The 20858-nt window shown below is 68.4% G+C and carries 20 protein-coding genes and 1 pseudogene; 14 read left to right on the forward strand and 7 right to left on the reverse strand.

All coding sequences use genetic code 11. The features are described from left to right. Nucleotides 1-72 precede the first annotated feature (72 nt). Both ACFV0Q_RS01630 and ACFV0Q_RS01635 read right to left on the reverse strand, forming a co-directional pair. Nucleotides 73-579, reverse strand: coding sequence for a hypothetical protein (locus ACFV0Q_RS01630; protein ID WP_384998767.1), 507 nt, complete (start codon nt 577-579; stop codon nt 73-75). Nucleotides 580-848: 269 nt separating this feature from the next. Then, nucleotides 849-977, reverse strand: coding sequence for a hypothetical protein (locus ACFV0Q_RS01635; RefSeq protein WP_384998770.1), 129 nt, complete (start codon nt 975-977; stop codon nt 849-851). A 433-nt stretch (nt 978-1410) separates the two neighbouring features. Here ACFV0Q_RS01635 and ACFV0Q_RS01640 point away from each other — a divergent pair, with 433 nt between their 5' ends. Both ACFV0Q_RS01640 and ACFV0Q_RS01645 read left to right on the forward strand, forming a co-directional pair. Then, nucleotides 1411-1833, forward strand: a complete 423-nt coding sequence (locus ACFV0Q_RS01640; RefSeq protein WP_384998773.1) for a 6-carboxytetrahydropterin synthase — start codon at nt 1411-1413, stop codon at nt 1831-1833. A gap of 212 nt (nt 1834-2045) precedes the next feature. After that, a complete protein-coding gene (locus tag ACFV0Q_RS01645) occupies nt 2046-2897 on the forward strand; it encodes a phosphotransferase (RefSeq protein ID WP_384998775.1) in 852 nt (283 codons plus the stop codon). Here ACFV0Q_RS01645 and ACFV0Q_RS01650 read toward each other — a convergent pair. The 3 genes from ACFV0Q_RS01650 to ACFV0Q_RS01660 all read right to left on the reverse strand — a co-directional run bounded on the left by ACFV0Q_RS01650 (nt 2888) and on the right by ACFV0Q_RS01660 (nt 5119). Next, a complete protein-coding gene (locus ACFV0Q_RS01650; RefSeq protein WP_384998778.1) occupies nt 2888-3727 on the reverse strand; it encodes an aldo/keto reductase in 840 nt (279 codons plus the stop codon). The two genes, ACFV0Q_RS01645 and ACFV0Q_RS01650, sit on opposite strands and share 10 nt — an antisense overlap. Next, entirely contained in the window at nt 3661-4872 is a 1212-nt protein-coding gene (locus tag ACFV0Q_RS01655) for a JmjC domain-containing protein (RefSeq protein ID WP_384998781.1), read from the reverse strand. The genes ACFV0Q_RS01650 and ACFV0Q_RS01655 overlap by 67 nt, the downstream gene beginning before the upstream one ends. 91 nt (nt 4873-4963) lie before the next feature. Next, a complete protein-coding gene (locus ACFV0Q_RS01660; protein WP_365953787.1) occupies nt 4964-5119 on the reverse strand; it encodes a hypothetical protein in 156 nt (51 codons plus the stop codon). Between the two features lie 261 nt (nt 5120-5380). Between ACFV0Q_RS01660 and ACFV0Q_RS01665 the strand changes: the two genes are divergently transcribed. The 4 genes from ACFV0Q_RS01665 to ACFV0Q_RS01680 all read left to right on the forward strand — a co-directional run bounded on the left by ACFV0Q_RS01665 (nt 5381) and on the right by ACFV0Q_RS01680 (nt 10213). After that, entirely contained in the window at nt 5381-6700 is a 1320-nt protein-coding gene (locus tag ACFV0Q_RS01665; RefSeq protein ID WP_384998786.1) for a helix-turn-helix transcriptional regulator, read from the forward strand. An 839-nt stretch (nt 6701-7539) separates the two neighbouring features. Further along, nucleotides 7540-7992 carry a hypothetical protein gene (locus tag ACFV0Q_RS01670; RefSeq protein WP_384998789.1) on the forward strand — a complete coding sequence of 151 codons (453 nt, stop codon included), beginning with the start codon at nt 7540-7542 and terminating at the stop codon, nt 7990-7992. 140 nt (nt 7993-8132) lie between these two features. After that, the gene (locus ACFV0Q_RS01675) at nt 8133-9410 is read left to right on the forward strand and encodes an MAB_1171c family putative transporter (protein ID WP_384998792.1); all 1278 of its coding nucleotides are present in this window, start codon (nt 8133-8135) and stop codon (nt 9408-9410) included. Between the two features lie 173 nt (nt 9411-9583). Then, nucleotides 9584-10213 (forward strand): HAD-IA family hydrolase, encoded by a 630-nt coding sequence (locus tag ACFV0Q_RS01680; protein WP_384998795.1) that lies wholly within the window; start codon nt 9584-9586, stop codon nt 10211-10213. 289 nt (nt 10214-10502) lie between these two features. On the opposite strand, the gene ACFV0Q_RS01685 is transcribed toward ACFV0Q_RS01680, so the two are convergent. Then, nucleotides 10503-11375, reverse strand: a complete 873-nt coding sequence (locus tag ACFV0Q_RS01685; RefSeq protein ID WP_384998798.1) for a helix-turn-helix domain-containing protein — start codon at nt 11373-11375, stop codon at nt 10503-10505. A gap of 586 nt (nt 11376-11961) precedes the next feature. Between ACFV0Q_RS01685 and ACFV0Q_RS01690 the strand changes: the two genes are divergently transcribed. The 7 genes and pseudogenes from ACFV0Q_RS01690 (at nt 11962) to ACFV0Q_RS01720 (ending at nt 18855) form a co-directional block, all read left to right on the forward strand. Beyond that, the gene (locus ACFV0Q_RS01690) at nt 11962-13044 is read left to right on the forward strand and encodes a hypothetical protein (protein ID WP_384998801.1); all 1083 of its coding nucleotides are present in this window, start codon (nt 11962-11964) and stop codon (nt 13042-13044) included. After that, nucleotides 13041-13799, forward strand: coding sequence for an ATP-binding protein (locus ACFV0Q_RS01695; RefSeq protein ID WP_384998804.1), 759 nt, complete (start codon nt 13041-13043; stop codon nt 13797-13799). The genes ACFV0Q_RS01690 and ACFV0Q_RS01695 overlap by 4 nt, the downstream gene beginning before the upstream one ends. 152 nt (nt 13800-13951) lie before the next feature. Next, on the forward strand, nt 13952-14668 hold the full coding sequence (locus ACFV0Q_RS01700) for a WhiB family transcriptional regulator (RefSeq protein WP_384998807.1): 717 nt from the start codon (nt 13952-13954) through the stop codon (nt 14666-14668). Further along, nucleotides 14665-15106, forward strand: a pseudogene (locus tag ACFV0Q_RS01705) (DUF2637 domain-containing protein); the annotation flags it as partial. The gene ACFV0Q_RS01700 and the pseudogene ACFV0Q_RS01705, both read left to right, overlap by 4 nt. Before the next feature lie 1033 nt (nt 15107-16139). Further along, a complete protein-coding gene (locus tag ACFV0Q_RS01710) occupies nt 16140-16331 on the forward strand; it encodes a hypothetical protein (protein WP_376130132.1) in 192 nt (63 codons plus the stop codon). Nucleotides 16332-16777: 446 nt separating this feature from the next. Then, entirely contained in the window at nt 16778-17128 is a 351-nt protein-coding gene (locus ACFV0Q_RS01715) for a plasmid mobilization protein (RefSeq protein ID WP_384998812.1), read from the forward strand. After that, complete coding sequence (locus ACFV0Q_RS01720; protein WP_384998815.1) at nt 17125-18855, forward strand: relaxase/mobilization nuclease domain-containing protein; 1731 nt, start codon at nt 17125-17127, stop codon at nt 18853-18855. Before ACFV0Q_RS01715 ends, ACFV0Q_RS01720 begins: the two co-directional genes overlap by 4 nt. A gap of 17 nt (nt 18856-18872) precedes the next feature. On the opposite strand, the gene ACFV0Q_RS01725 is transcribed toward ACFV0Q_RS01720, so the two are convergent. Continuing rightward, nucleotides 18873-19955, reverse strand: coding sequence for a hypothetical protein (locus tag ACFV0Q_RS01725; RefSeq protein WP_384998818.1), 1083 nt, complete (start codon nt 19953-19955; stop codon nt 18873-18875). A 456-nt stretch (nt 19956-20411) separates the two neighbouring features. Between ACFV0Q_RS01725 and ACFV0Q_RS01730 the strand changes: the two genes are divergently transcribed. Next, nucleotides 20412-20831: a hypothetical protein gene (locus ACFV0Q_RS01730; protein WP_384998820.1), complete on the forward strand. Its 420-nt coding sequence runs from the start codon at nt 20412-20414 to the stop codon at nt 20829-20831. Nucleotides 20832-20858 lie beyond the last annotated feature (27 nt).

Raw genomic sequence — 20858 nt, forward strand, 5'->3', positions numbered from 1 at the left:
CCCCAACTGACCGTGCTGAGCGGGTGGGTGGGGATACGCAGCAGGCACGGCTGCCAGTGATCACGTGAGTGTCTACGTCCCATGATCCTGTTCATAGCCTCTTGGTCTCAGTACGTGCTCGGGCCTTCGCGGACGTTCCGGCCATCGCGCGCCCTCCCCTGATCTCACTCCCTCCAGGGTCCGGTGGCGGGGAGAACGGCCACCCGGCTCTGGCCGCGTGCTCTCCTTCTCCTTCAGCTCCCGGTTCTCGAAGTACAAGTTGGCGGTAACCGTGGCGAGCGCGTCCAGCTTGCCCTGCAGCTCGTTGGCTTTGGCCTTGGTCTCGCGGAGTTGCTTGCGCAGCTCCGCGATCGTCTCGTCGCGCTGCACTTCACCGGGGGTGCGTCGGACAGGACGGGCGACCTTGGCGTTCCACTCGCCCAGGATCTCCTCGGCGCGGTGGACGGTCGCATGGCTGACCCTTGCCTCGCGGGCGAGGTTCTCCTTGGTGAGGGAGCCGTCGGTGTGCAGGGGCTCGCCGGCCAGCAGGCGGGCCATCGCTTCGCGGAGCTTGGTCTCGGTCGCGGCGGATACGGGCATCAGACGTTGTCCTTCAGCTTGTCGAACTGTGCGGTGCCCGTACGGACGTCGGCGAGCCGGACCAGGGCTTGCTCCCGCAACGGCTTCGACAGTTTCGTCTTGAGTAGTCGTACGAGGTCGACCTCCTCCAGTCGCCAGATCCGCTCGTGCGCGAGGGTGAGGACGGAGTTGCGGCAGCGGGAGGGCTGGCAGGCGCCCAGGAGCGGGGCCTGTCCCCGCTGCTCCTTCGGGAGCTGGTTTTGGCACTGGGCGGTCGGCGCGTGCCACAGTCAGTGGTTGATGCTGCCGAGGTGGAGGTTGGCGAACTCGTCGCGTAGCAGGGTGATCTCGAGCCGGTCGTCGGCGAAGAGCAGCGCCGAGGACCTCGCGGAGATCCTCGGCCGGGCATCCGACGCCACAGTCGTGCCCGAGTCTCTCCGCTCTCAGATCGCCGCAGCCCATGCGCATCACCACCTGGAGCTCGACCGCCAGGCCCGCCCCGCCCCGGACCGGGTTTCCTGACAGGTCTTCCACCACTGGTATCAGCTCACCGAGTACTACGCGGACGACCAGCGCGTCGACCTCTTCGAGATCGTCGTCACCCGCCATCTGAACGACTCGGAGCCCGTCCACCACCTAACCCTCAGCGAGGACAAACTGCCGGGCCTGATCTCCCGGTACACAGCGAAGGGCTGAGTCCGGTCCGGGCCTTCGGCCCGGCGGACTACCCGGGACAGGCCTCGCTCGTCGGCCAGGCCACCCCGCCCCGTGCTCCGGAACGCCTGATACGGACGGCTTCTGGCTGGCAGACTCACAATCGGCAGCAAGAGCGACCAAGTTCAAGGGGGATCGGTGGGCACTCTCACCAGCGGACACCGCCTGAGGGTGGCTGCGTACCACCAGCTCCCGCTTCTGCCGAGCTGGCATCCCTGCCACAAACCGCACGGCCACGACTACGACCTGGAGATCGAGTTGAGGGCACCGAGAGAACTCGTGACGGACGACGTCACCCGTGACCTCCGTGTCGCCACCGGCACACTAGCGGGCGCGCACGGCCCACTCCACATGCAGGAACTCGGCTCCCTCGACGGCATGGACAGGCTTCGGTCGGATTCCGCCGCACTCGCATCGTGGGTGCACCAATGGGCCTCCGATCAGCTCCCCGACGGGCTCGGGGACTACCTCCTCGTGCGGGTGCAAGCACCGGCAGTCGAACGCGTTGCCGCCGTTCACCACGGCCCCCTCGCTGCCGAATCAAGTACAACGGACGGCTAGAGCGCTGGATGAGGGTGCCGGCCTCGCGGACGCGGCCGAGCACCACCCCGCCCACAGCACCCCTGGTCGGTCGGTATCGAGCAGCACAGCCCAGCACCAGTTCTGCGGAGGATCGCAACGTTGGACGCGTATCCACGGCACCTCCGCTCGCGCCGCAGCCCCCGCGCGGGCCTGAGCCCTTGCTACGGTCGTGGACTTGCCGAGGAGGTTCGATGGTCGGTTCTGTACCTGCTGCCGTGGACTTGCGCAGCCAGCCCGTTGAAGAGGTGCTGATCCGGGTTGAGCAGGGCCTGAACGTGCCCCTGAACCGGGACACCTTGGTGCGTAAGCGCCGCTCCCTCGGGGCCCGTACGGAGCGAGGGACCTGGGTTCGGATCGAGCGCCGGGGCTTTGACCGGATCGGCCAGCAGGGCTGGAACGGCACCGAGGCTGCCGCGGTGCTGCATGGGGTCCTGATGCCCCAGTGGCATCAGGGAGTGTCGTGGCGGGAGACCGGCGAGCCGGTGATGTGGCGGGCCGACGAGCTGGAGCTGATCGCTGCGCAGCCGGTCGGCAAGGGCGCCCTCCTACGTGAGGATCCTGCGCTTCCCGAAGCCTGGTGGGCTGGGCTGAACGGCTCGCTGGATGCCCTTTCCTCGCAGCAGACGTACCGGGTCGCTACCCCGGACACGGAGCGGATCACGCAGGAGCTGGTCACCAGGAAGCTGGGCGAGGTGTTCTCCGCGGTGACGGACACCACCGTCGGAAGATGGGTTCCGGCTCACGGAGATCTGACGTGGGCGAACGTGATGGGGCCGGAGTTCTGCCTCATCGACTGGGAGGACTGGGGCATGGCCCCCCGCGGCCTGGACGCGGCGACGCTCTGGGGGAACGCGCTGGCCGTCCCGGACCTCGCCAACCGGGTCTACCGCGAGCGGCAGGCGGAGCTGGAGAACCGGGACGGCAAGCTGATGACGCTCTTCTTCCTGTCGAAGATCGTGGGCCCTCACGCGTACGAGGACGATCCCCTGCTGATGCCGGCACGGCGAGAGGCGGCACGGCTAGTGAATGATCTTCAGTCGTGACGCTGCCGCCTCAGGTGCCGTAAGTACCGGTCGACGGCTTGCTCGTCGACGGTGAGGTGCAGGGCCTCGGCCAGCTCTCGCAGATGGACTGGGTTGTCCGTGCCGACAGCTACGGCGTCCACAGCGGGCACGCGGAAGGCGACACGGAACGCGGCCTGTGTCCTGCTGTGCCTGTCGCGGGCACCGTGCAGGAACGGGCGCGGGTCGAAGGCCTCCCACACGGGCTGCGTAGGGCTCCCGCCGAAGGGGCTCATGCCCCAGGCAGTCGCCGGTTTCCACATCTCGCGCACCACCTCGGCGGCGTCGAGGACTTCGACTCCGACGAGCAGGCCAGCCCGCACCATCAGGGTCTCTGGGCGGGGCAGCCGGCCGAGGTCGATGACGGACAGGGAGCGGGGGTCCCACGACGACACCCCCCACGTCCGGCACAGCCCCTGTTCCACCGCCGTCTCCAGGACGGCGCACGCCGCGGCAAGGCGATCGGCGAGGATGCCCGTGGGTGCGCCGGTCAGGCTCTGCTCGGGGTTGTGCAGGAACACCAGGTCCGGCTCCCGTCCAAGATCCCGTACGGCCAGCTCGACGCCCCTTCGCAAACGGGCCGGGTCAAGGGAGTGTCCGAGGCCTGGGAAGTAGCCGACCTTCGTGGAGATCGCGAACTTCGACAGCAAGTCGCCGGCGGTCCTGGCGAGCGTCTGGTGGGAAAGGTGCCCGTGGTACGGGGCGGCGGTGTCGAGTGCGTCCACTCCGAGGTCGAGCGCCGCGGTCAGGATGTCGCGGCGGTGACCAGACCGGTGTAGCCCGAGGACAAGTCGGAGGTCAGCTCCGTGCACACTTCCTCCTTGACCAGGATCTCGGCGAGCTGGGCGACATCGACGCCGGTCGTCGCGGCGGCATCGGCGATACGGACGGGGTGACCACTGAGCAGCAGTGTCAGGGCGGGGTACGCCTTCGCCGCGAAGGTGATCTTCTTGCCCGCGGCCAGGACGTCCACGGCGTGCTCGTGTCGCTCGATGACCGGTTCGAAGTCCGTCACGCACACGATGGCTTCGGGCCGGCCGAACAGGCCGACGGCGGGGAGATGCCGGGCTGCGCGGCGCTCTCGTTCTCGGGCGTCGAGGAAGTCCTGCGGGCTCAGCTCCCCGGCCATCCGGGCCACGGCCTGGGCCAGGGCGCGCTGCTGGTGCTCCCACCCTTCAGGGGTGTTCCAGCGATCGAGGTCGCGGCGGAAGAGCTCCTGCGCACGGGCCTGGTCCGCGAGCCACGCCAGCCAGTTCGCCCCAACGCGCTTCACGATGCCGAAGGTGGCGTGGAGGCTGTATCCCTCGCCTTGGTCGCCGCGGGTGGCCTGGTGCCAGAAGCCGCGCGGGATGTGCATGACGTCGCCGGCCCGCAGGGTTCCCTGCCAGACGATCTCTTCGCTGGGCTCGGCGTTGGGGGCGGAGTCCCGGTACATGGGAGCCGGGCGCGACGCACCGCGTACGTCCCAGGTCTTCTGTCCGGCGAGCTGGATGATCAGGGTGTCGTGGTCGTCCCAGTGGAGGTTGAAGCCGCTTGCGTCATTGGTGGTGAGGTAGGCGTTGGCCTGGACGAGTTCACGGGCCCACCACTGCAGGGCGCGGCAGGTGGCCTCCATGGTCGGGTCGAAAAAGTCGATCTCGTCCAGGACCATCGTGCAGCCCTCCCGCATCAGGGCGCCGACGCGGTGCATGTCGGCCATGGGGATGGCCTGGCCTCGGCGGGTGACGGCGGGTTCGATGTAGCGGCCGGGGTGGAGCTCGGAACCGTTCTGGAAGATGCGGAACTGGGGGGTGTTGACGCTGCGGCGCATGACGAGGTCGAGGAGGCGCTGCGGGTTAAGGAGGCGGTCGAGCAGGTCGAGGTCTTCGATCGTGCCGCGGGCGAAGCCGGTGCCGAGCAGGGCTGAGCCGGTCCAGCCCAAGGCCTTCTCCAGCGCGGTGACGAAGCGGTGGTCCATGTCTTCCTCCGGTCCTGTGTCACGGGAGCGAGGGCGGGGGCCCACCGGTGGTGACGGGCCCCCGCTTTGTGCCGTGCGCCTGGGAAAGGTGTTACTCCTGGGGGAGGTTGAGGCCGTCGCGGTTCTCGCCGTCGTCGCCCGTAGACGTTCCGGTGGAGTCGGATTCGGCAGCGGCGGCGGTGAAGCGATCCTGGATCTTGATGAGGCTCTCGACGCCGATGAGCAGCTCGTCCTGTGCCTGTGCCATTGGGTGTCCCCCTTTTCCCGTGGTTGCCGGAGCCGGCGGTAGCCGGTCCCGGCCTGTCGGATGGAGAGTGCCTCCGCCCTGCCTGCCGAGGCCGAGGCGGATCAGGGGCTCCGAAGGCAGGCGCCCTCCCGGTGCAGGTTTGCTCCGGGCTGACGAGTACACCGCCAACACACCCCACTCGAACAGGTGTCGGACGTTGTCCCGGTGTTGTCCCGGCGGGGTTGTCGATACCGTGGGACGCTTCGGCGAAGGGCAGGGAACGTGGACGTACTGATCGGCCATCCGCTGACCTACGCCCGGGAACTGCGCGGCTGGTCCCAGACCGACCTGGTCGCCCAGATGCGCAAGGCAGCCGCGAGCCGACCGGAAGGCCTGCGGACCGGCGCCGACAAGACGGCGGTCAGCAGGTGGGAGAACTGGCGCAAGACACCCAGCGCCGAATCCCAGCTGCTCATCGCCGAAGCCTTCGGCGTCCCGCCCGCGGATCTCGACCTCTACCCGTGGCCGCACTGGCTACCCGGCCGGGCGGACCTCTTACCCCTCGGCTCGGCGTACACCGTCCGGGCCCTCCGAGAAGCACAGAGAGCATCCATGGAACGCCGCAACTTCATGGCCTTCAGCGCGGTCGCGCTGTCGGGGCTGTCCGCCCAGTGGGCGAGCCTCGAACCGGACCGCCTCACGAGCTCACTCGACGGACGGCCTGTGGACACCGAGCTCGTGGACTGGCTGGAGACGACCGCCGCCGGCCTCACCTCACTGCCCACCGAACGCCGTCAGCACACCGTCAAGCTGATGGACGCCCACCTCGACACGGTCACCGACCTGCTCGAAGGCGGCCGCTATCCCCAGCACCTCGGCATCCGGCTCCACGCTCTCGCGGCCCGCCTGGCCAGCACATGCGGCTGGTACCGCTTCGACCAGGGAAAACACCATGCCGCCGGCGTCTACTGGAACGCGGCCCTCACCAACGCCCACGCAGCCGACGACCGCGACGCCGGAGCCGGCGTACTTGCCGACTTCGCGTACCAATCGATCTGGGTCGGCCGCCCCCATGCGGCCGTCGATCCCCTCACCGATGCCCTCACCCGCACGTCCCACCCGGCCGCACGTTCCCTCCTGCACCTGCGCCGGGCCCGGGCATACGCAGCCGCCGGAGCCCGCGCCGAGTGCTACCGAGACCTGACCGCGGCGGAGACGGCCATCACCACGGACACCGGCACCCCTCCGCCCTCCTGGTGCTCCTGGATGAGTCCGGCGGACCTGTCCGTCGACGCGGGGCAGTGCCTTCTCGACCTTGGTAACGCCCGCGAAGCGCACGCCCGGATCGACGAAGGCCTGGCCCTGCTCCCCACCAGCCGTGACAAGACCCGCGCAGTGTTCCTCCTCAGCCAGGGGCGCTCCTTGGTCAAGGTCGGTGAGATCGAGCAGGCCTCCGCAGTCGCCACCCAGTCCCTCGACCTCGCAGAACGCATTGGCGCCGACCGGTGCGTGGCCCTCGTTAGGGAGATGGCACACGACTTCGCCCCGTACCGAGCCGAGGCCGGCGTCGATGAACTCCTCGAACGCCTGCGCTCCGCATAATCATGACGCCCTCGCAAAGGGGATCTACGTAGGGACTCCAGAGGGTGAATCCCTGCACACCGCAGTGCGGCTGGGAGCGGAGGGCGTCCTGCTCCTTCCTGGCCTGGGTAAGTTCGGGTGACGAGGGGTGCGGTCCTGGCCTGGATAGCTGGAAATGAGCCTCGCCCCGGGTGATCTGAGCGTTCCGGCCAGACCAGGCGGCTGCTGGTGGTCTGGCCGCTCGCACCGGGCCAACAAGGGCACCGCTCGGGCCGCGCGCACGGGGCCTTCGCGGGGTACCCGTACGCCGTTCCGCGCCTCGAACGCCCACGGAGGGCCTGGACGTCACCCCGGCTTTCTGCGGTCTCGACCCTGCACCCCGGTACAAACAACCGCCCTGAAGATGGCTTCTCCTGCTCCGCGCTCTCCACTATGGGCGCCATTCGCCCGAGGCCAAAGGATCCGATCTCCAATGCTTGCCAAATTGGATCAAGCACATCCGGATATTTGATCTTGGGGTATTCGATCTTGCCGTCCAGATGATGCAGCTATTGCCCTTAGGTGACCTTCACAACACGCCTGAACTGTAGGGCTCACCCTTTCCCCCTTGTAAGATCCAACATGGCAGGACGCACCGCCCGGCCCCCGCACCCCTGCAAGTGCGAGCCTCTGGCTGCCAGCGCCCCCGTGCGTAAATCGAGATCGGGGCTCGACAGCGGACACCTCAGTGGCACTTCAAGGGAGTGACTATGCGTTGGCGTCGGAATGGTTCTCGGCGCGCCCTCGTGAGGGAATGCGAGAGGCTACTCACGGACCTTCCCATCCCTGTTCCATTCAGCGTCGAGGCGCTGGTGCGAAACATGGAACGCGCGCTGGGTCGCCAGATCCGCCTGGTGCCTCTGGATGATCCCGATGGAGGCCTGGGCACGGCGTGTGGCCTTCGGGTTAAAGCGCCAGAGTTCACGATTGTCCTCTACCGCCGCCGTTCGAGCCGCAACCAGACCGAACACATCATCCTTCATGAGCTCGCACATGAGTGGCTAGACCACGGCACCACCCTGACGACTGCCGAGATAGAGCGATACGTACCGGAACACATCCGCGAGGAAGTTGTTCGGCGTTTCCCGACGGCGCTGGTCCAAGGCCGCGTCAATTTCGACAGCCCCGAGGAAAAACAGGCGGAGCTTTCGGCTTCGCTGATCAAGAGGCTGGCGCGTCGCCAGTCATCGATCGGCGGCGACGACATGGTCAGTCTCCTCGAGTCCTCACTTTCCCATCCCGTCGCTCCACCTCTGCGCCGACGCCGGCCATAAGCGCCCGGTGATCACAGAGCATGGAGCCCAGGCTTTGTGATGGCCGCCGCGCGTTCCACCCACTGTCAATCGCGACTGCGGCCAACCAGCCTTCCAGGGCTGGCGCGCGCCCAGCCGGCCCGTAGATATGCGTTGGTTACGTGCTCGACTTCTTCAAATACCTAACTGCAGCAGTAATGACCATTATTGCCGTATGGCGATTCCCGGCAGTTCGGTACGCCGATGCCCATCGCCGGGCCCTCTGGGGCGGCTACGCCGGGTTCGCCGTGGCGCTTTGGCTCTACACGCCGGTAGTAATGCAGGCGGTGGAACGGGTCCCTGTCGTCGATCTGAGTGCCCTGCTCCGGCACTTCGCCAGCACGGCGGCCATCCTTGCGGCCTTGACGTATGTTGCGACCAGCTACGGGAAGAGCTCTGAGGCCGTCGTGCCTCGACATGTCGCGGTATCACGCTGGATCGCCCGCGCATCCTATAGAGCAGGCGCGGTAGGCGTGACCTTGCTGACGGTCCTATTCTTCACCGTGGTGGACCGCGCCAAGCCGAGTCAAAGTTTCCTCATCGATCACGCTGGACAATGGGGTGCCGCGGTCTACATGACCGTTTTCTACTTCTTCCCGCTGGTCACAACTGCGGTTTGCGGATACCAGTGGACGAGGGCGGCACCTCAGGCCGAGAGCACCAGCATGCGCGTCGGGCTGGGCTTGATGGGTTTCTCGATGTGGATGGGTCTGGCCCACACCATGGCCCGTGTTGCCATTCTCTGGGTCGCGGTGGCGTTCCCCCTGAGTACCTCCACGGTTGAGTTCCTCGTGGATGCAACGGCAGTATGGATGAACGTGCTGTTCCTGATCGTTGCGGCCGGCGCAAGCATCCCCACCACTCAAGCGGCCGCTGTTCGCTGGAAGACCTGGCGCACCCTCTACAAGATCTATCCACTCTGGTTCAGTCTGGTGGAGGCGTTTCCTGGGACCAGTCTCTACCCGCCGGGGTCTCGCCTCGCAGAACTCGTCCACATGCGCGTTCCCAGCGATGTTCGACTGGATCGCTGGACTCAGGACATTGCCGACGCCTGCGAAAAGCTTCGATATTATGCGCCGAAGGAACTGCTGTTCATCGCAGAGGACAGAACTGTCTCGCATGCCGACCCAGAGCCTGCCGCAGAAGCCTATTGGATCAAGGCCGCGCTCCAGGCTGCCGCGACAGGCCAATCCAGCAGATACGCCACTTCCCCTTTGAAGCCGAAGCCGTTCGTTGACACCGATAGCGAAGCAGCTTGGCTAACGCGAGTAAGTGCCGTCTACTCGCAGATATCGACGGGCCAGGCTCGAACTCTTCTGGAGCACTCGGCACAGATAGAAGCCGAGCCCAAATCAGTAACCGATCTTGAGCGCGGCATCGTTAGTGACATTCGGCACTGACTGCCGTATGGGCGTGGCTGGTACCGTTGGTGCTGCGGACTGTTCGGCCTTGCTCCGCCTCGTAAGTTCACCCGGGCCTGGGACGTGCAGATGATGCCGTCGCCCTATGCAGCCGGGTCCGTGACGCTATCCGGTCTGGAAGGCGTCCAAAGCCTCAGCAATGGAGTTCCCGCATGTCCAACCGTACCGGCCTCATCCTCGATTTCGGAGGCGTGCTCACCACCCCCCTGCTGCCTGTCGTGTTGGCCTTCGAGCAGCGTGAAGGGCTGCCCCAGGGTGCGTGCATCTCTGCGCTGTACCAGGACGAAGAGGGTGTCCGGGTGACCAGTGACCTGGAGCGTGGAGCGGTCAGCCAGACCGAGTGGAACGAGATCGCGGGCAAGAAGCTGGGCGTGTCCCCCGACAACCTGATGGGCAGGATCTTCGGCGGCCTGCGCCCCGAACCTCTGCTGATCAACGCGGCCGCGGCCGCACGGCGCGCCGGGATCAAGGTGGGCATCCTGTCCAACAGCGTGGGCCTTGCCCCGTGGGACCTGTACGACGGCTACGAGCTTGAGACCCTGTACGACGCTGTGGTGATCTCCGAGCACTACCAGATGCGTAAGCCCGACCCGGCGCTCTTCGAAGCCACCCTCAAGGTCATGGACCTGTCCGCCGAGCAGTGCGTCTTTGTCGACGACACCGAGGCGTACGTCACGGCAGCAGAGAAGCTCGGCCTCGCAGGAGTGCACAACAAGGACCCCAAGCAGACGGTGGCAGATCTCTCGGACCTGCTCGGCGTGGACCTCACCGCGGCGCCGTAGCGAGGCGTCGGCGCGCGTCGGGGACACCAAGGCGCTCCACCCACCCGAGGTCCCGTTTGGGGCGCTCGAGCAAACCCTTACGAACGGCCGCGGGGCTACGGCGTTGCACCGGATAAACGGTGCGGCACCGTAGCCCCGTTCTTCGTTGCCGCCCGGCGGCCGACAAGCTCTGCCCCTACGCGCAACCAGCGGTCAACACTGGGCGCGAAGAGCGCGGGTTCTACAGAGCCCGGCCCATACCGCTGAGCCGTCTCGCACGAATCCCCGGCAGGCCTACAAGCAGGCCGCGTCACTCCCCGCCCGGCACGTCCGGCAGCTTGTCCTTCAGCTCTCCGACAAGATTGTTAATCGTGGCCATCATTTCGGCGGACAGTCCCAGGCTGTTACCGCGGGCGGCCAGGCCGAGGATCTGCCCTCGGTGGATCGAGCCGATGAAACGGAACGCTTCCAGCAGCTGCCGGGCCTCGGGACCGAGTTCCGCATCGTCCTGGAACAGGGCCGCATCGACCTGGAGGGCGTGCGCTAGCCCGGCTCGCACTACGTCGGAGGCATCGGCAGTGGCGCCCGTCCGAAGCGCGACGATGTCGCCGGCGGTGACGGTGGCCGCGCCCGCATGCTCGTTGACGGCGCGTGCGATTTCCTCGTCGGATGGGGCTTCCTGGCCCACGTACCCGTGCTGCAGGAGAAAGTTGATCTTTTCCTCGATCGTCCTGGGCCCGGACGCCTGCTCATCACGGGACGGCACTCGGACGCCAAAGGAGCGGTCCTGCGCGGCCAGCAGCTCGCCTTCGGTTACTCCGTAGGCCTTGGCGAGTGGCTTCACGTAGGCATCGCTGAGCCGGCGCCGGCCGGACTCCGCGTTGCCCAGCGGCGCAAGACTGGCATTGATCATCTCGGCGGCCTGCGCGTGGCTGAGGCCGGCGTCGCAGCGCAGGAGCTGCAGGTCCGGTGGGCCGTCGTGAGGGAAGAGGTCATCGAGCGGCGTGTGCAGCGCCTCGGCGATGGCGGGAAGCTTCTCGCCCTTGGGGAAGTCCTGGCCGTTTTCCCATCGCGAGACGGCAGGGCCACTAACGCCCACCATGTTGCCCAGCTGCTGCTGGCTGAGGTCTCTGCCACGCCGGACAGCACGTATGCGGGCGCCGTCGATTTGGCGTGGGGGCACTTGGGACTCCTGCATTGACTGTCTAGGCGATCTGAGCGGCGTCTAGAGCACTGTAATGGACGGCTTGATACATCCGCTCAACTAACGTACTTTTCTGTATCGCACCTGGTGTTCGGGGGCGCCGCGTCTCTCTATGGTGCCAGCCCTTCCGCCGTGTGCGCCTCCCGGCCTCACACAAAGCGACATCGGCCCTGGTCAGGGCCGCGCCACGACCTGTGAGGAGTTCTAGAGCAAGGTCTAGGTCTTTCGGCAGGCTCTGCGTATGTTCGTCGTCCCCAGCGGGTCACCAGACCCGCCGGAGGACATGGAGGGGGGACTGGATGCACCAGGAATGGACCTTACGGGCTGGGTGAGCCCGGAAACAGCGACGGCGCCCGAGAGAACCTCTCAGACGCCGGACGCTTCTGGTAGCACGTTCGCCCCGGCAAGGGCGGGAGAGCTACCCATCACCACAGCACCGGACCTTCTCACGGGCACACCGGTGCGATGTTCACAACAGAGGAGAGTGTCGCATGGCGACCGCCCTGCGCAAAAGACCGGAGCGTACGCCCGCCCTCACCCCTCGCCGACAGGGGGGTGCTGCCTGATGGCGCGAATACGGACCATCAAGCCCGAGGCGTTCCTGTCCGAGGACCTGGCCTCGGTCGACGTCACCGCGGTGGTGACTTTTTTCGGGCTGCTCACCCAGGCCGACGACAACGGGCGGTTCCTGGCCCATCCGGCGATCATCGCCGGAGTCCTGTGGCCGCTGCGTGCCGAACATGGCCCGGCGAACGTCGCCAACGACCTGGAGCAGCTGGAGGCCGCCGGGCTGATCTGCCGCTACACCGGGTGCGACGGCAAGAACTACCTGCACTTCGTGACGTGGGACAAGCACCAAAAGATCGACCGGCCGTCGGCATCGCGCATGCCGCGGTGCCCCGCACACCAGGCTCACCACCGCTGCAGCGGCTGCGGCGACACGGCCTGCCCCGCCTCCTCCACGCCTAGCAGTGCGTCGGCGCCGGCCACCACCGCTGGACTGGCAGCTGCCGCCTCGCGGGACTCGACGAATACTCGTCGAGTACTCGATCAGCCGATTTCGCCGGATTCCGCGCTGACGGCGAACCCGGGCCCCGGACCCGTCGGCCTCGGTGCGGCCCCGCGATCCGCTCCGGTGGCCACCCAGGAGCCACTTTCCCACCTGGCTGGAAAAACCGCAGGTCAGACGACCTTCGACGAGGGCTCGATACAAATGCGCGAGGGCTCGTCGTCTGGATCTAGGATCTTGGATCCTGGATCAGTACCTACGGGGCGCGAGACGCCAGCGTCTGGCAGCGTCCCGGAGAAGGTGTCCGCGAAGGATCTGGTGACCGAGTACACCAAGAGCTGCAAGCGGCGCCCCCCGAGCGACACGCTCGGCCTCCTCGGTCGCAAAATCAAGATCCTCCTCGACGAGGACTTCGCGCCCAGGGACATCCGCGCCGCCCTGGAGCTGCTGCGGGACAAGGGCCTGCACCCGAGTGTCCTGCCCAGCCTGGTGAACCAGGTCGTCAACGCCTCACCGCAGGCGGTCGGCTCCCCGTCGGCCTCCGCCTCCGGCGCGGGGCCATGGGCCAGCACCGGATCCGCCTACACGCCCTACCGCAATCCGGCGCCCGCGCCCACCACGTTCGGAGGAAGCCTGTGACCCGCACCCGTCTCGCCGACCCGCAGCTGGCCGTCTCCGACCGTCTGCAGGCTCGCCTCGCCGCCCGCCTCGCCGAGCGCGGCATCGACCCGGCCTCCACGGCCCTCGCGGACACTCCGGAGCCGATCCCGGCCCTGGAGGCGGCCCAGCGGCGCATCCCGTACGCCTACCGGGACGCCTTCGCCAGCCACCCCGCCGTCATCACCTGGGTTCGGACGATCGTGGCATCCGCGACCGCGCCGAACGCCGATGCACACAACCCGCACTGGGGCAGCGGTGGGCGCCGGGTGATCGCCCGTGGACCCTCGCTGCTGCTCTGGGGGAACACCGGGGCAGGCAAGACCCATGAGGCATTCGGCGCGATCCGCTCGCTGACCGCCGCCGGGTGCGCAGTGCCCTGGCACGCGGTCAAGGCAACCGACCTCTTCGGGCAGATGCGCCAGCGGACCGGTGTGGACGTCGAGTGGCTGCTCCGCAGCATCGTCCGGGTGCCACTCCTCCTCCTGGACGACCTTGGCACCGCCAAGCCCAGCGAATGGAACGAGGACATCACCTTCCGGCTCCTGGCCTGGCGCGACGAGCACCACCTCCCGACGCTGGTCACCACCAACCTGGCGCCGGTGCGTACCGAGCACATGGACCAGTACCACCCGGTGCTTCGCGACAAGGTCGGTGACCGGGTCCTCTCCCGGCTGTCCGGGATGTGTACCGGGGTCGAGTTCAACGGCCCGGATCGCCGTTTCCTCCGCGACTGATCGGCCCTTCCGCACCCTCTCCCCCTTCGGGGCGGCCCCGAAGCCGCTCCCCCTTGCCCTGCCTCGCCGCCGGCGCGCACCCACACCACTTCACGGCTGGTGTGCCGCGCTGCCGCCCGCCGGCCTCTGAGGCGTACCCGGAGAAACATCCCATGCGCTACATCACCACCAACGTCCCTCCCACCGACCTCCACGGCGTCGCCGATATCAGCTGGCACGCCCGCGCCACCTGCAACGGGGTCGACCCCTCCACCGCGGACGAGCTGTTCTTCCACACACCCAACGACGACTACGCCATCGCGGAGGCGAAGGAAATGTGCAGCTGGTGCCCGGTCCGCCGCGAATGCTTCAACTACGCCCTGGACAACGAAGTCAAGGAGGGCGTCTGGGGCGGCCTGACCGAGGCCGAGCGCGCGACATGGCACGACCAGGTCGAGAACCGACTGGACTACAGCCGGGTGAAGGCCGCGATCGAAGGCCGGGACGTCCAGCTGAGCCGACTCGAGCGAAAGACCCTTACCCGCTACGCGAGCGCCCAGGGCTGGACCCCGAACCGCCTGGCACACACCCTCCAGATCGGCGTCGAGTGGGCCCGTGACCTGCTCCGGGTGGAGGCCCGCGCCATCGAGAACCGCGACCGCGACAACCTCGCCTCGGATCCCAATCCGGTCGAGACCGCACGGCAGGCCGCCCTCGACGGGCAGCAGCCCCCGCGCTCCGGCAAAGCCCACGACGGTGACGGCCCCGAGCGCGACCGCAGCATTCCCCGCAAGGACAGGCGGGGCAAGGTCGTGGAGCGGAAGCCACGGCCGGTGGCTCGCCACGTGCAGACACAGGCCCTGCTCAACAACCTCCGGGAGGCCGTATGACCTGCGGACCGGGCCCCAGGGCCACGAGGAGCACCGAGTCCACGGAGCGGGTCACCCTCGCCGCCGCCGGCGCCGTCATCGCGGCCCTGACCGCCGCCGCGTTCTGGCTGTCCTACGCGCACCTGGCCGAGGTCGCCGGGCAGCACGGGCTGGGCAAGTCGCCCGAGAGGCAGTGGGCCTGGCCGGGCACCTTGGATGCCTTCATCGTCATCGGCGAGCTGCTGATGCTGCGGGCGGGACTGCGCAAGGTCACCGACTGGTGGGCCGTGGCCCTCACCGCCATCGGATCGATCGGCTCCATCGCGCTGAACGTCGCCGGCGTCAGCGGGACCGGCACCGACCCGGTCCCCGTGCTGGACTACGTCGTCGCCGCCGTCCCTCCCACCGCTGCCTTGTTGGCCTTCGGGGTGCTGATGCGACAGATTCACCAGCACGTTGCCGCAGCCGAAGACCGGGCTCCGCTCCCCACGGAGACCGTCCCCGAAGGCTCGATGGCCGTCCGGACGACCGTTGGGGACCAGCCTTCCGCGCAGCCAGAGGACGGTAACGGGACCGCGGTCCCGGCCGGTGGGGACCATCATGCGGGGGAACGTTCTGATGGGGACCGGACAAGCACGGTCCCCGGGCAGAGGCACGGTCCCCACACGGTCCCCGACCCGCCGGTCCCCACCGGCCTCGATACGGCGGAGCCAACGGGGACGGTCCCCGGTCTGGGGACCGGGGACCGTCACAACGGGGACCGGCCGGACACGGTCCCCGCGCAGAACCCCGGTCCCCGCACGGTCCCCGTCCCACAAGGGGACCGTCCCAAGGGGCTCGACGGTCCCGAACGTGGGGACCGTCCCGACGGGACCGGCGGTCCCCAGCACGGGGACCGTCTGGGGACCGGCACCCCCCTGGGGACCGGCAACGAGCCCCGCGCGGTCCCCAACATCAAGGCTGCCAAGAGGGACCGTCTCGGCCACGCGCCCGCAACGCTGCGGAACAACGGTGTCAGCGGGGACCGTCCCCGACACGACCGCGCCCCCTCGGTCCCGGGGACCGGGGAGCACCGGGGGACGGTCCCCGGAGCCGAGGCGGACGGTCCCCGTCCCCACCCGGCGCCGGATGGGGACCAGGAAAACGCCGGGGACCGTGATGGGGACCGGGGTAACACCGACCCCGAGGACCCGCCCGCGAAGTCGCGCCGGGGACCGGTCCCCAAACCGAAGCGGGCGACGGGGAACCACCTACCGGAGCGGGCCCGCACCGGACGGGGACCGCAGTCCCGCTCCCGCCTCACCGAGGACGAGATCGTCGACCGGCTGCGTCCCCACGTGCGGAGCGCACTTGAACGAGACGGCAACGAGTCGGTCACCCGAGTGCAGCTGCGCGCGATCATGCGGGCCCAACAGATCCCCATCCGCAACGACCGCCTCACCCCTGTCCTCGCCCGGCTGCGCGACGACAACACCAAGACGAGGAGCCCCAGATGAGGACCTGCCCCCGCTTCACCCGCATCCGTGCCGACTTCGAGCGGGACATCCACTACCTCGGCAACCACGCGGCCCGCCACCCGGGCACCGCTCCGGCGAAGACCAGCGCCCGAACCGCCCTCGGCACCAAGCAGCGCATGGCCGAAGCCCTCACCCGGCACTACGCGCACTGCCCCGAATGCGGATGACCAACCCATAACGGCAGACGGATCGCCGCCTGAGGCGCTCCACAGGGCGGCCTGGACTTCTGCCGGGCCGCCTGCCGCTCGGGCAGCAAGCCCCCGCCGCACCCCGACCGAACGAGCTCCACGAGGACCCGGAACCGATGACGAACCTGCCGAACAGCGCAACCACCGACCCAGATCAGCCGGACGACAACTCGCTCTCGCGGCGAGCAAGTTATCCCATGAGTAGCACTCCCGTCGGGAGTGCTACTCATGGTGTCTCCGCCCCTGGGGAGGCGGGCCCTGTCCAGCACCAGGGGGCGCCGGACAGGGAGGATGCGTCCGAGGGTGGATCGCATGCCCAGGAGGAGAAGCACTCGTGCCACAACCCGCTCTGCATGCATCGAGCGCCTGAGCAACCGTCCGTCCGTAACCGTCTACGCAAGTCCGCCGCCGACAAGCGTGTCCACATGATCGCCAGCCGATTCAACGACTCCGAAAAGCAGAGCCTTCTCGACGCCGCCAGCGCCAGCGCGATGACGGTGTCCGGATTCCTTGCTCACGCCTCCCTCGCGGCAGCGCGCGATCTCTCGCGTACGGCTGCCGCGGTCGCCGGAGAACGCGAAATGCTGAACGAGCTGTTCGCCCTGCGCCGGCACCTCGGCCAGATCGGCAACAACGTCAACCAGGTGGCCAAGGCCTTGAACTCCGGCGCGGATGCCCCCCACGCGGAGGCTGTGCTAACCGCCGTTCGCCGGGCGGCACAACGCGTGGACGATTTCACGCGCCGGCACGTCGAATCGGGAGGCTCCGCGCGGTGATTCCCAGAGTTCACAAGCGCGGCACCCGCACCATCGGCCTGCTGTACTACCTGTACGGTCCGGGCACCCACGAAGAGCACGTCGACCCACATCTGGTCGCGGCCTGGGACAGTCTCGCACCGGACCCTGGACGCGATCCCGACGCCACCCACCAGGCGCTCCAGCAGCTTCTGGACCTTCCGGTCGACTCCGTAGCCCTGAGCCGGCGACCGGCGAAACACGTGTGGCACCTGTCCGTCCGAGCGGCCCCCGAGGATCCTGTCCTCTCCGACGAGCAGTGGGCGGACATCGCTCGCCGAATGGTCTCCGCAACAGGCATCGCCCCGGACGACGGTCGACCCGGTTGCCGGTGGGCCGCTGTCCGCCACGCGGACGACCACATTCACATCATCGCCACCTTGGTCCGCGAGGACGGCCGCAAACCCCGCCTGCACAACGACGCAGCCCGATCCCAGGCCGAAGCCCGCCAGATCGAGATCGACTATGGGCTGCGCCGTCTGGACACCGGCGACGGCACGGCCGCCCAGCGCCCCACCAGCGCCGAACGCCACAAGGCCGAGCGCCAGGGCCGCGAGCGCACCCCCCGGGAAGAACTACGCGAGACCGTGCGCCGCGCGGTGGCCGGCACCCAGAACGAAGGGGAGTTCTTCGACCGCCTGGCCGCCGCCGGCCTGCTCGTCCACAAGCGGGTCGCCCCGTCCGGTGATCTCCTCGGGTACAAGGTCGCGCTCCCCGACGACCGCAACAAGGACGGTGAGCCGGTGTTCTACCCCGGTGCGCGGCTCGCCCCGGACCTGTCCCTGCCCCGGATCCGCGAGCGCTGGACGGCCATGGTGTCCCCCGGCCAGGACGGCGAGGGCGTCACCTCCGATGGTCCGCTGCGCTCGGTGCCCGGGCCCGCCTCCGCACGGCGTACCACGACGACCGCCGCGTGGCAGGCGGTGCTGATCTTCGACGACGGCGAAGACAGTGTGATCTCCGCGCACATCGCGGCGGCGGGCGAGGTCCTGGACGCGCTCGCCAAGACCTCCGCCGCGCACACCCGCAAGCAACTGGGTCAAGCAGCCTCCGCGTTCGAGCGGGCATCACGCTCCCACGTCCGGGCGGCGCGAGGGCACGATCGTGCCCTGCGTCAGGCTGCCCGTGACCTCATCCACGGCGGGCCGGCACTCGGCCGCGGGGAGGACGGGGCAAGCACCGCGATGCTGATCGACATGGTGTTCTTCCTCGTCACCGCTGCCGCGGCCTGGCACGGCAGGAAGGAGCACGCCCAGCAGGCCGCTGCTGCCCTCCAGGCCGCCGAACACCTGCGCGCCGCCTACCAGGCCGCGGCTGGCCACCCCATGGCCGTACTGCACCAGCGGGGCCGCCTCCTGCCCCCCGCGCTCCAGCGGCGGCATGCCGCCGTCCTGCGTGAAGCGGTGCCGGAGCTCGCCGAGCAGATCCTGGCCGAGGCGGGCTGGCCGGCGCTCGCCTCGACGCTTGCTGACGCCGAAGCGGCTGGGCACGATCCCGCTGAACTCCTCGTGCAGGCCACTGGGCGAAGGGAGTTGGACACCGCGTCCTCGGTCAGTGACGTCCTGGTGTGGCGGCTGCGCCGTCTGGCCGGACTGCCCGCCGACGCGTCCGCGATGCCACTCCCCGGAAACTCCACCGCTCAGCCCTCGCGTTCGCACACGAGCGGCCCCGCAGGCACCCACCGGGACAGTCGCAACCGGACCCGTTGAGCGCCGCCAGCGAGGCATCAAATATCGCGAATGCCGTCCTGGAGGTGCCGCTGCCTCCGGTACAGGAATGCGTCGCTGCTGGTCAGCTCCCACCAGCCCTCGCAGACCGCAGGGTTCGCGTGGTGCTGAGGAGCAAGCAACGGCACGGCGGCGAGCAGGGCCCCGTCTACGAGCAGGTCGCCGTCCTCGTTCGCGGTGACGTTCAAGCTGCGGCCGTCTGGGGCGACTGTGGTGTACGGGAATCCGGCCCGGATGTCCCTCGCCACCTGCTCGTCCGGCTCGACGAAGGCGGTGTTGATGTCGTGGCGAACAGTGTTACCGCAGTAGATCGTCCGGCCGTCGCGCGTGAAGCTGTGGAGGATGATCCGGCCTGTGCCGTACGGCGGGTTCTCCTGGGTGCGCCGTCGGATCTCCGCTTCGAGGCGGGGCCGGCTGGGCTGGTCGGGGTGGCGGCGGTCGTAGTCGTGGGTCGTGTACGGATGGAGCGGGAAGTACTCCAGGTCGTCCGTGCCCCCGACGTAACGGGCGAGGGTGGGGTCGCAGGTCCGGAGGAAGGCGAAGGCGTCGAGGAGTGTGTCCATGACGAGTTGGCCGCCGACTGCGTCCTTGTAGGCCTCGACGACACTGGCCCTGTTCTCCGGGTTGTTCTGGATGGCTGCGGGAAGCTGGTCGAATGGAAGCCAGGTTGGCATCACGCGGTATCCGAGGCCGGAGCCGCCGACAACGCGGTCTGCGGGGACGTCGATGGTCGCGGGCACGTGGGTGTCGGCGTTGCGGAGCAGCGTGAGGCCGCGGACAACGCGGCCTTGCGGGTCGTCCTTCCGGAGCTGCTCGTACCGGGTCTTGTCGGCGGGGGCCTGACTGTTGTAGATCACTTCGTGGTCAACGGTCCGGATGGCCGCGAGCGCGGGGGCGGCTTCCAGGGCGATGCGCTCGGTGTCGACGTGCATGCCGTGATCGCGGCACAGTGACGTCTCGGTGGTGGCGCTGGCTTCCCATACGTGGGTGATGGCGAGGGCGAGCCCGTGCATCTTCTGCCGCCCCTTCGCATGGCGTGCAGCGTCGGTCACGGGGAACAGGCCGGTGGGCAGTGAAGCCATCGCGGTCTCCTACAGGACTCCGCCCGAAGGCGAAGAGATCACCGTACCGAAGACCACCGGCCTGACGCACGGGATTTGAAGTCCCAAGGCGCGGCTCCGGCCAACGGTCGCCCCTGCCCCGTCCCCACCTGTTCCTCCCGCCCGAGGGCTAACCGGGCAGGCGGCCAAATTGACCCACCAAAGCCAATCACTCCGGCCGTACTGCACCAGCGGGGCCGCCTCCTGGTGTGGCGGCTGTGCCGCCTGGCCGGACTTCCCGCCGGCGCGTCCGCGATGTCGCTCCCCGGGAACTTCACTGCCCAGCCATCGCGTTCGCACACGAGTGGCCTTGCAGACGCCCTCCGAGATGGCCGTGACCGGGGCCGTGGACTTTGAGAGTTTCTAGAGTAGAACGACGACAGGGGCGTGGTGCACGATCTATGGTGCCCGGCAGGACAAGGACGAGGGGGGAACCTTATGTTCGGACGCAATCGCGAACGCAGAGAACGGCTCGAAGCCCAGCAGCGGTGGGAAGCATGGACCGCGGGGCACGTCGAGCCGCCGCTGGGCCCGGACCACCAGGAGTCGGCTGTGCCGGTCGTGGACGACTTCCTGCCGCCCGACCTGCGCCTGCCGACGCGCGAGGAGCTGGCCGGGATGCTGATGGCCCACGACTTTCCGCTCGTCCTCGACGGTGAGGTCCGCGCCTGCTCCGAGTGTGGTGCCTATCGAAAGTGGATCGTCGTCAGCACCCCCGACGGGGTGTGGCTGCGGTGCCCGGCCGGCCACGAGCAAGTCGAGCCCGGGCTCGACGCCGCCTGGTACAACCGCACCAGCGGGCCCACCACCGGACACCACGCCACATACGAGGAATGCCTGCGCTTCCTCGGCCACTGACCCCTACCCCTGCCACCCGAAACGCCG

This window comes from Streptomyces sp. NPDC059564, from assembly GCF_042735575.1.
Lineage (GTDB): Bacteria > Actinomycetota > Actinomycetes > Streptomycetales > Streptomycetaceae > Streptomyces.

What these genes read in the sequence shown, in the direction of transcription:
- ACFV0Q_RS01670 (WP_384998789.1), top strand. Translation starts at nt 7,540, where the DNA reads ATGGAACGCGCGCTGGGTCGCCAGATCCGCCTGGTGCCTCTGGATGAT.
- ACFV0Q_RS01645 (WP_384998775.1), top strand. Translation starts at nt 2,046, where the DNA reads ATGGTCGGTTCTGTACCTGCTGCCGTGGACTTGCGCAGCCAGCCCGTT.
- ACFV0Q_RS01630 (WP_384998767.1), bottom strand. Translation starts at nt 579, where the DNA reads ATGCCCGTATCCGCCGCGACCGAGACCAAGCTCCGCGAAGCGATGGCC.
- ACFV0Q_RS01660 (WP_365953787.1), bottom strand. Translation starts at nt 5,119, where the DNA reads ATGGCACAGGCACAGGACGAGCTGCTCATCGGCGTCGAGAGCCTCATC.
- ACFV0Q_RS01680 (WP_384998795.1), top strand. Translation starts at nt 9,584, where the DNA reads ATGTCCAACCGTACCGGCCTCATCCTCGATTTCGGAGGCGTGCTCACC.
- ACFV0Q_RS01655 (WP_384998781.1), bottom strand. Translation starts at nt 4,872, where the DNA reads ATGGACCACCGCTTCGTCACCGCGCTGGAGAAGGCCTTGGGCTGGACC.
- ACFV0Q_RS01700 (WP_384998807.1), top strand. Translation starts at nt 13,952, where the DNA reads ATGCGCTACATCACCACCAACGTCCCTCCCACCGACCTCCACGGCGTC.
- ACFV0Q_RS01730 (WP_384998820.1), top strand. Translation starts at nt 20,412, where the DNA reads ATGTTCGGACGCAATCGCGAACGCAGAGAACGGCTCGAAGCCCAGCAG.
- ACFV0Q_RS01725 (WP_384998818.1), bottom strand. Translation starts at nt 19,955, where the DNA reads ATGGCTTCACTGCCCACCGGCCTGTTCCCCGTGACCGACGCTGCACGC.
- ACFV0Q_RS01715 (WP_384998812.1), top strand. Translation starts at nt 16,778, where the DNA reads ATGATCGCCAGCCGATTCAACGACTCCGAAAAGCAGAGCCTTCTCGAC.
- ACFV0Q_RS01710 (WP_376130132.1), top strand. Translation starts at nt 16,140, where the DNA reads ATGAGGACCTGCCCCCGCTTCACCCGCATCCGTGCCGACTTCGAGCGG.
- ACFV0Q_RS01690 (WP_384998801.1), top strand. Translation starts at nt 11,962, where the DNA reads ATGGCGCGAATACGGACCATCAAGCCCGAGGCGTTCCTGTCCGAGGAC.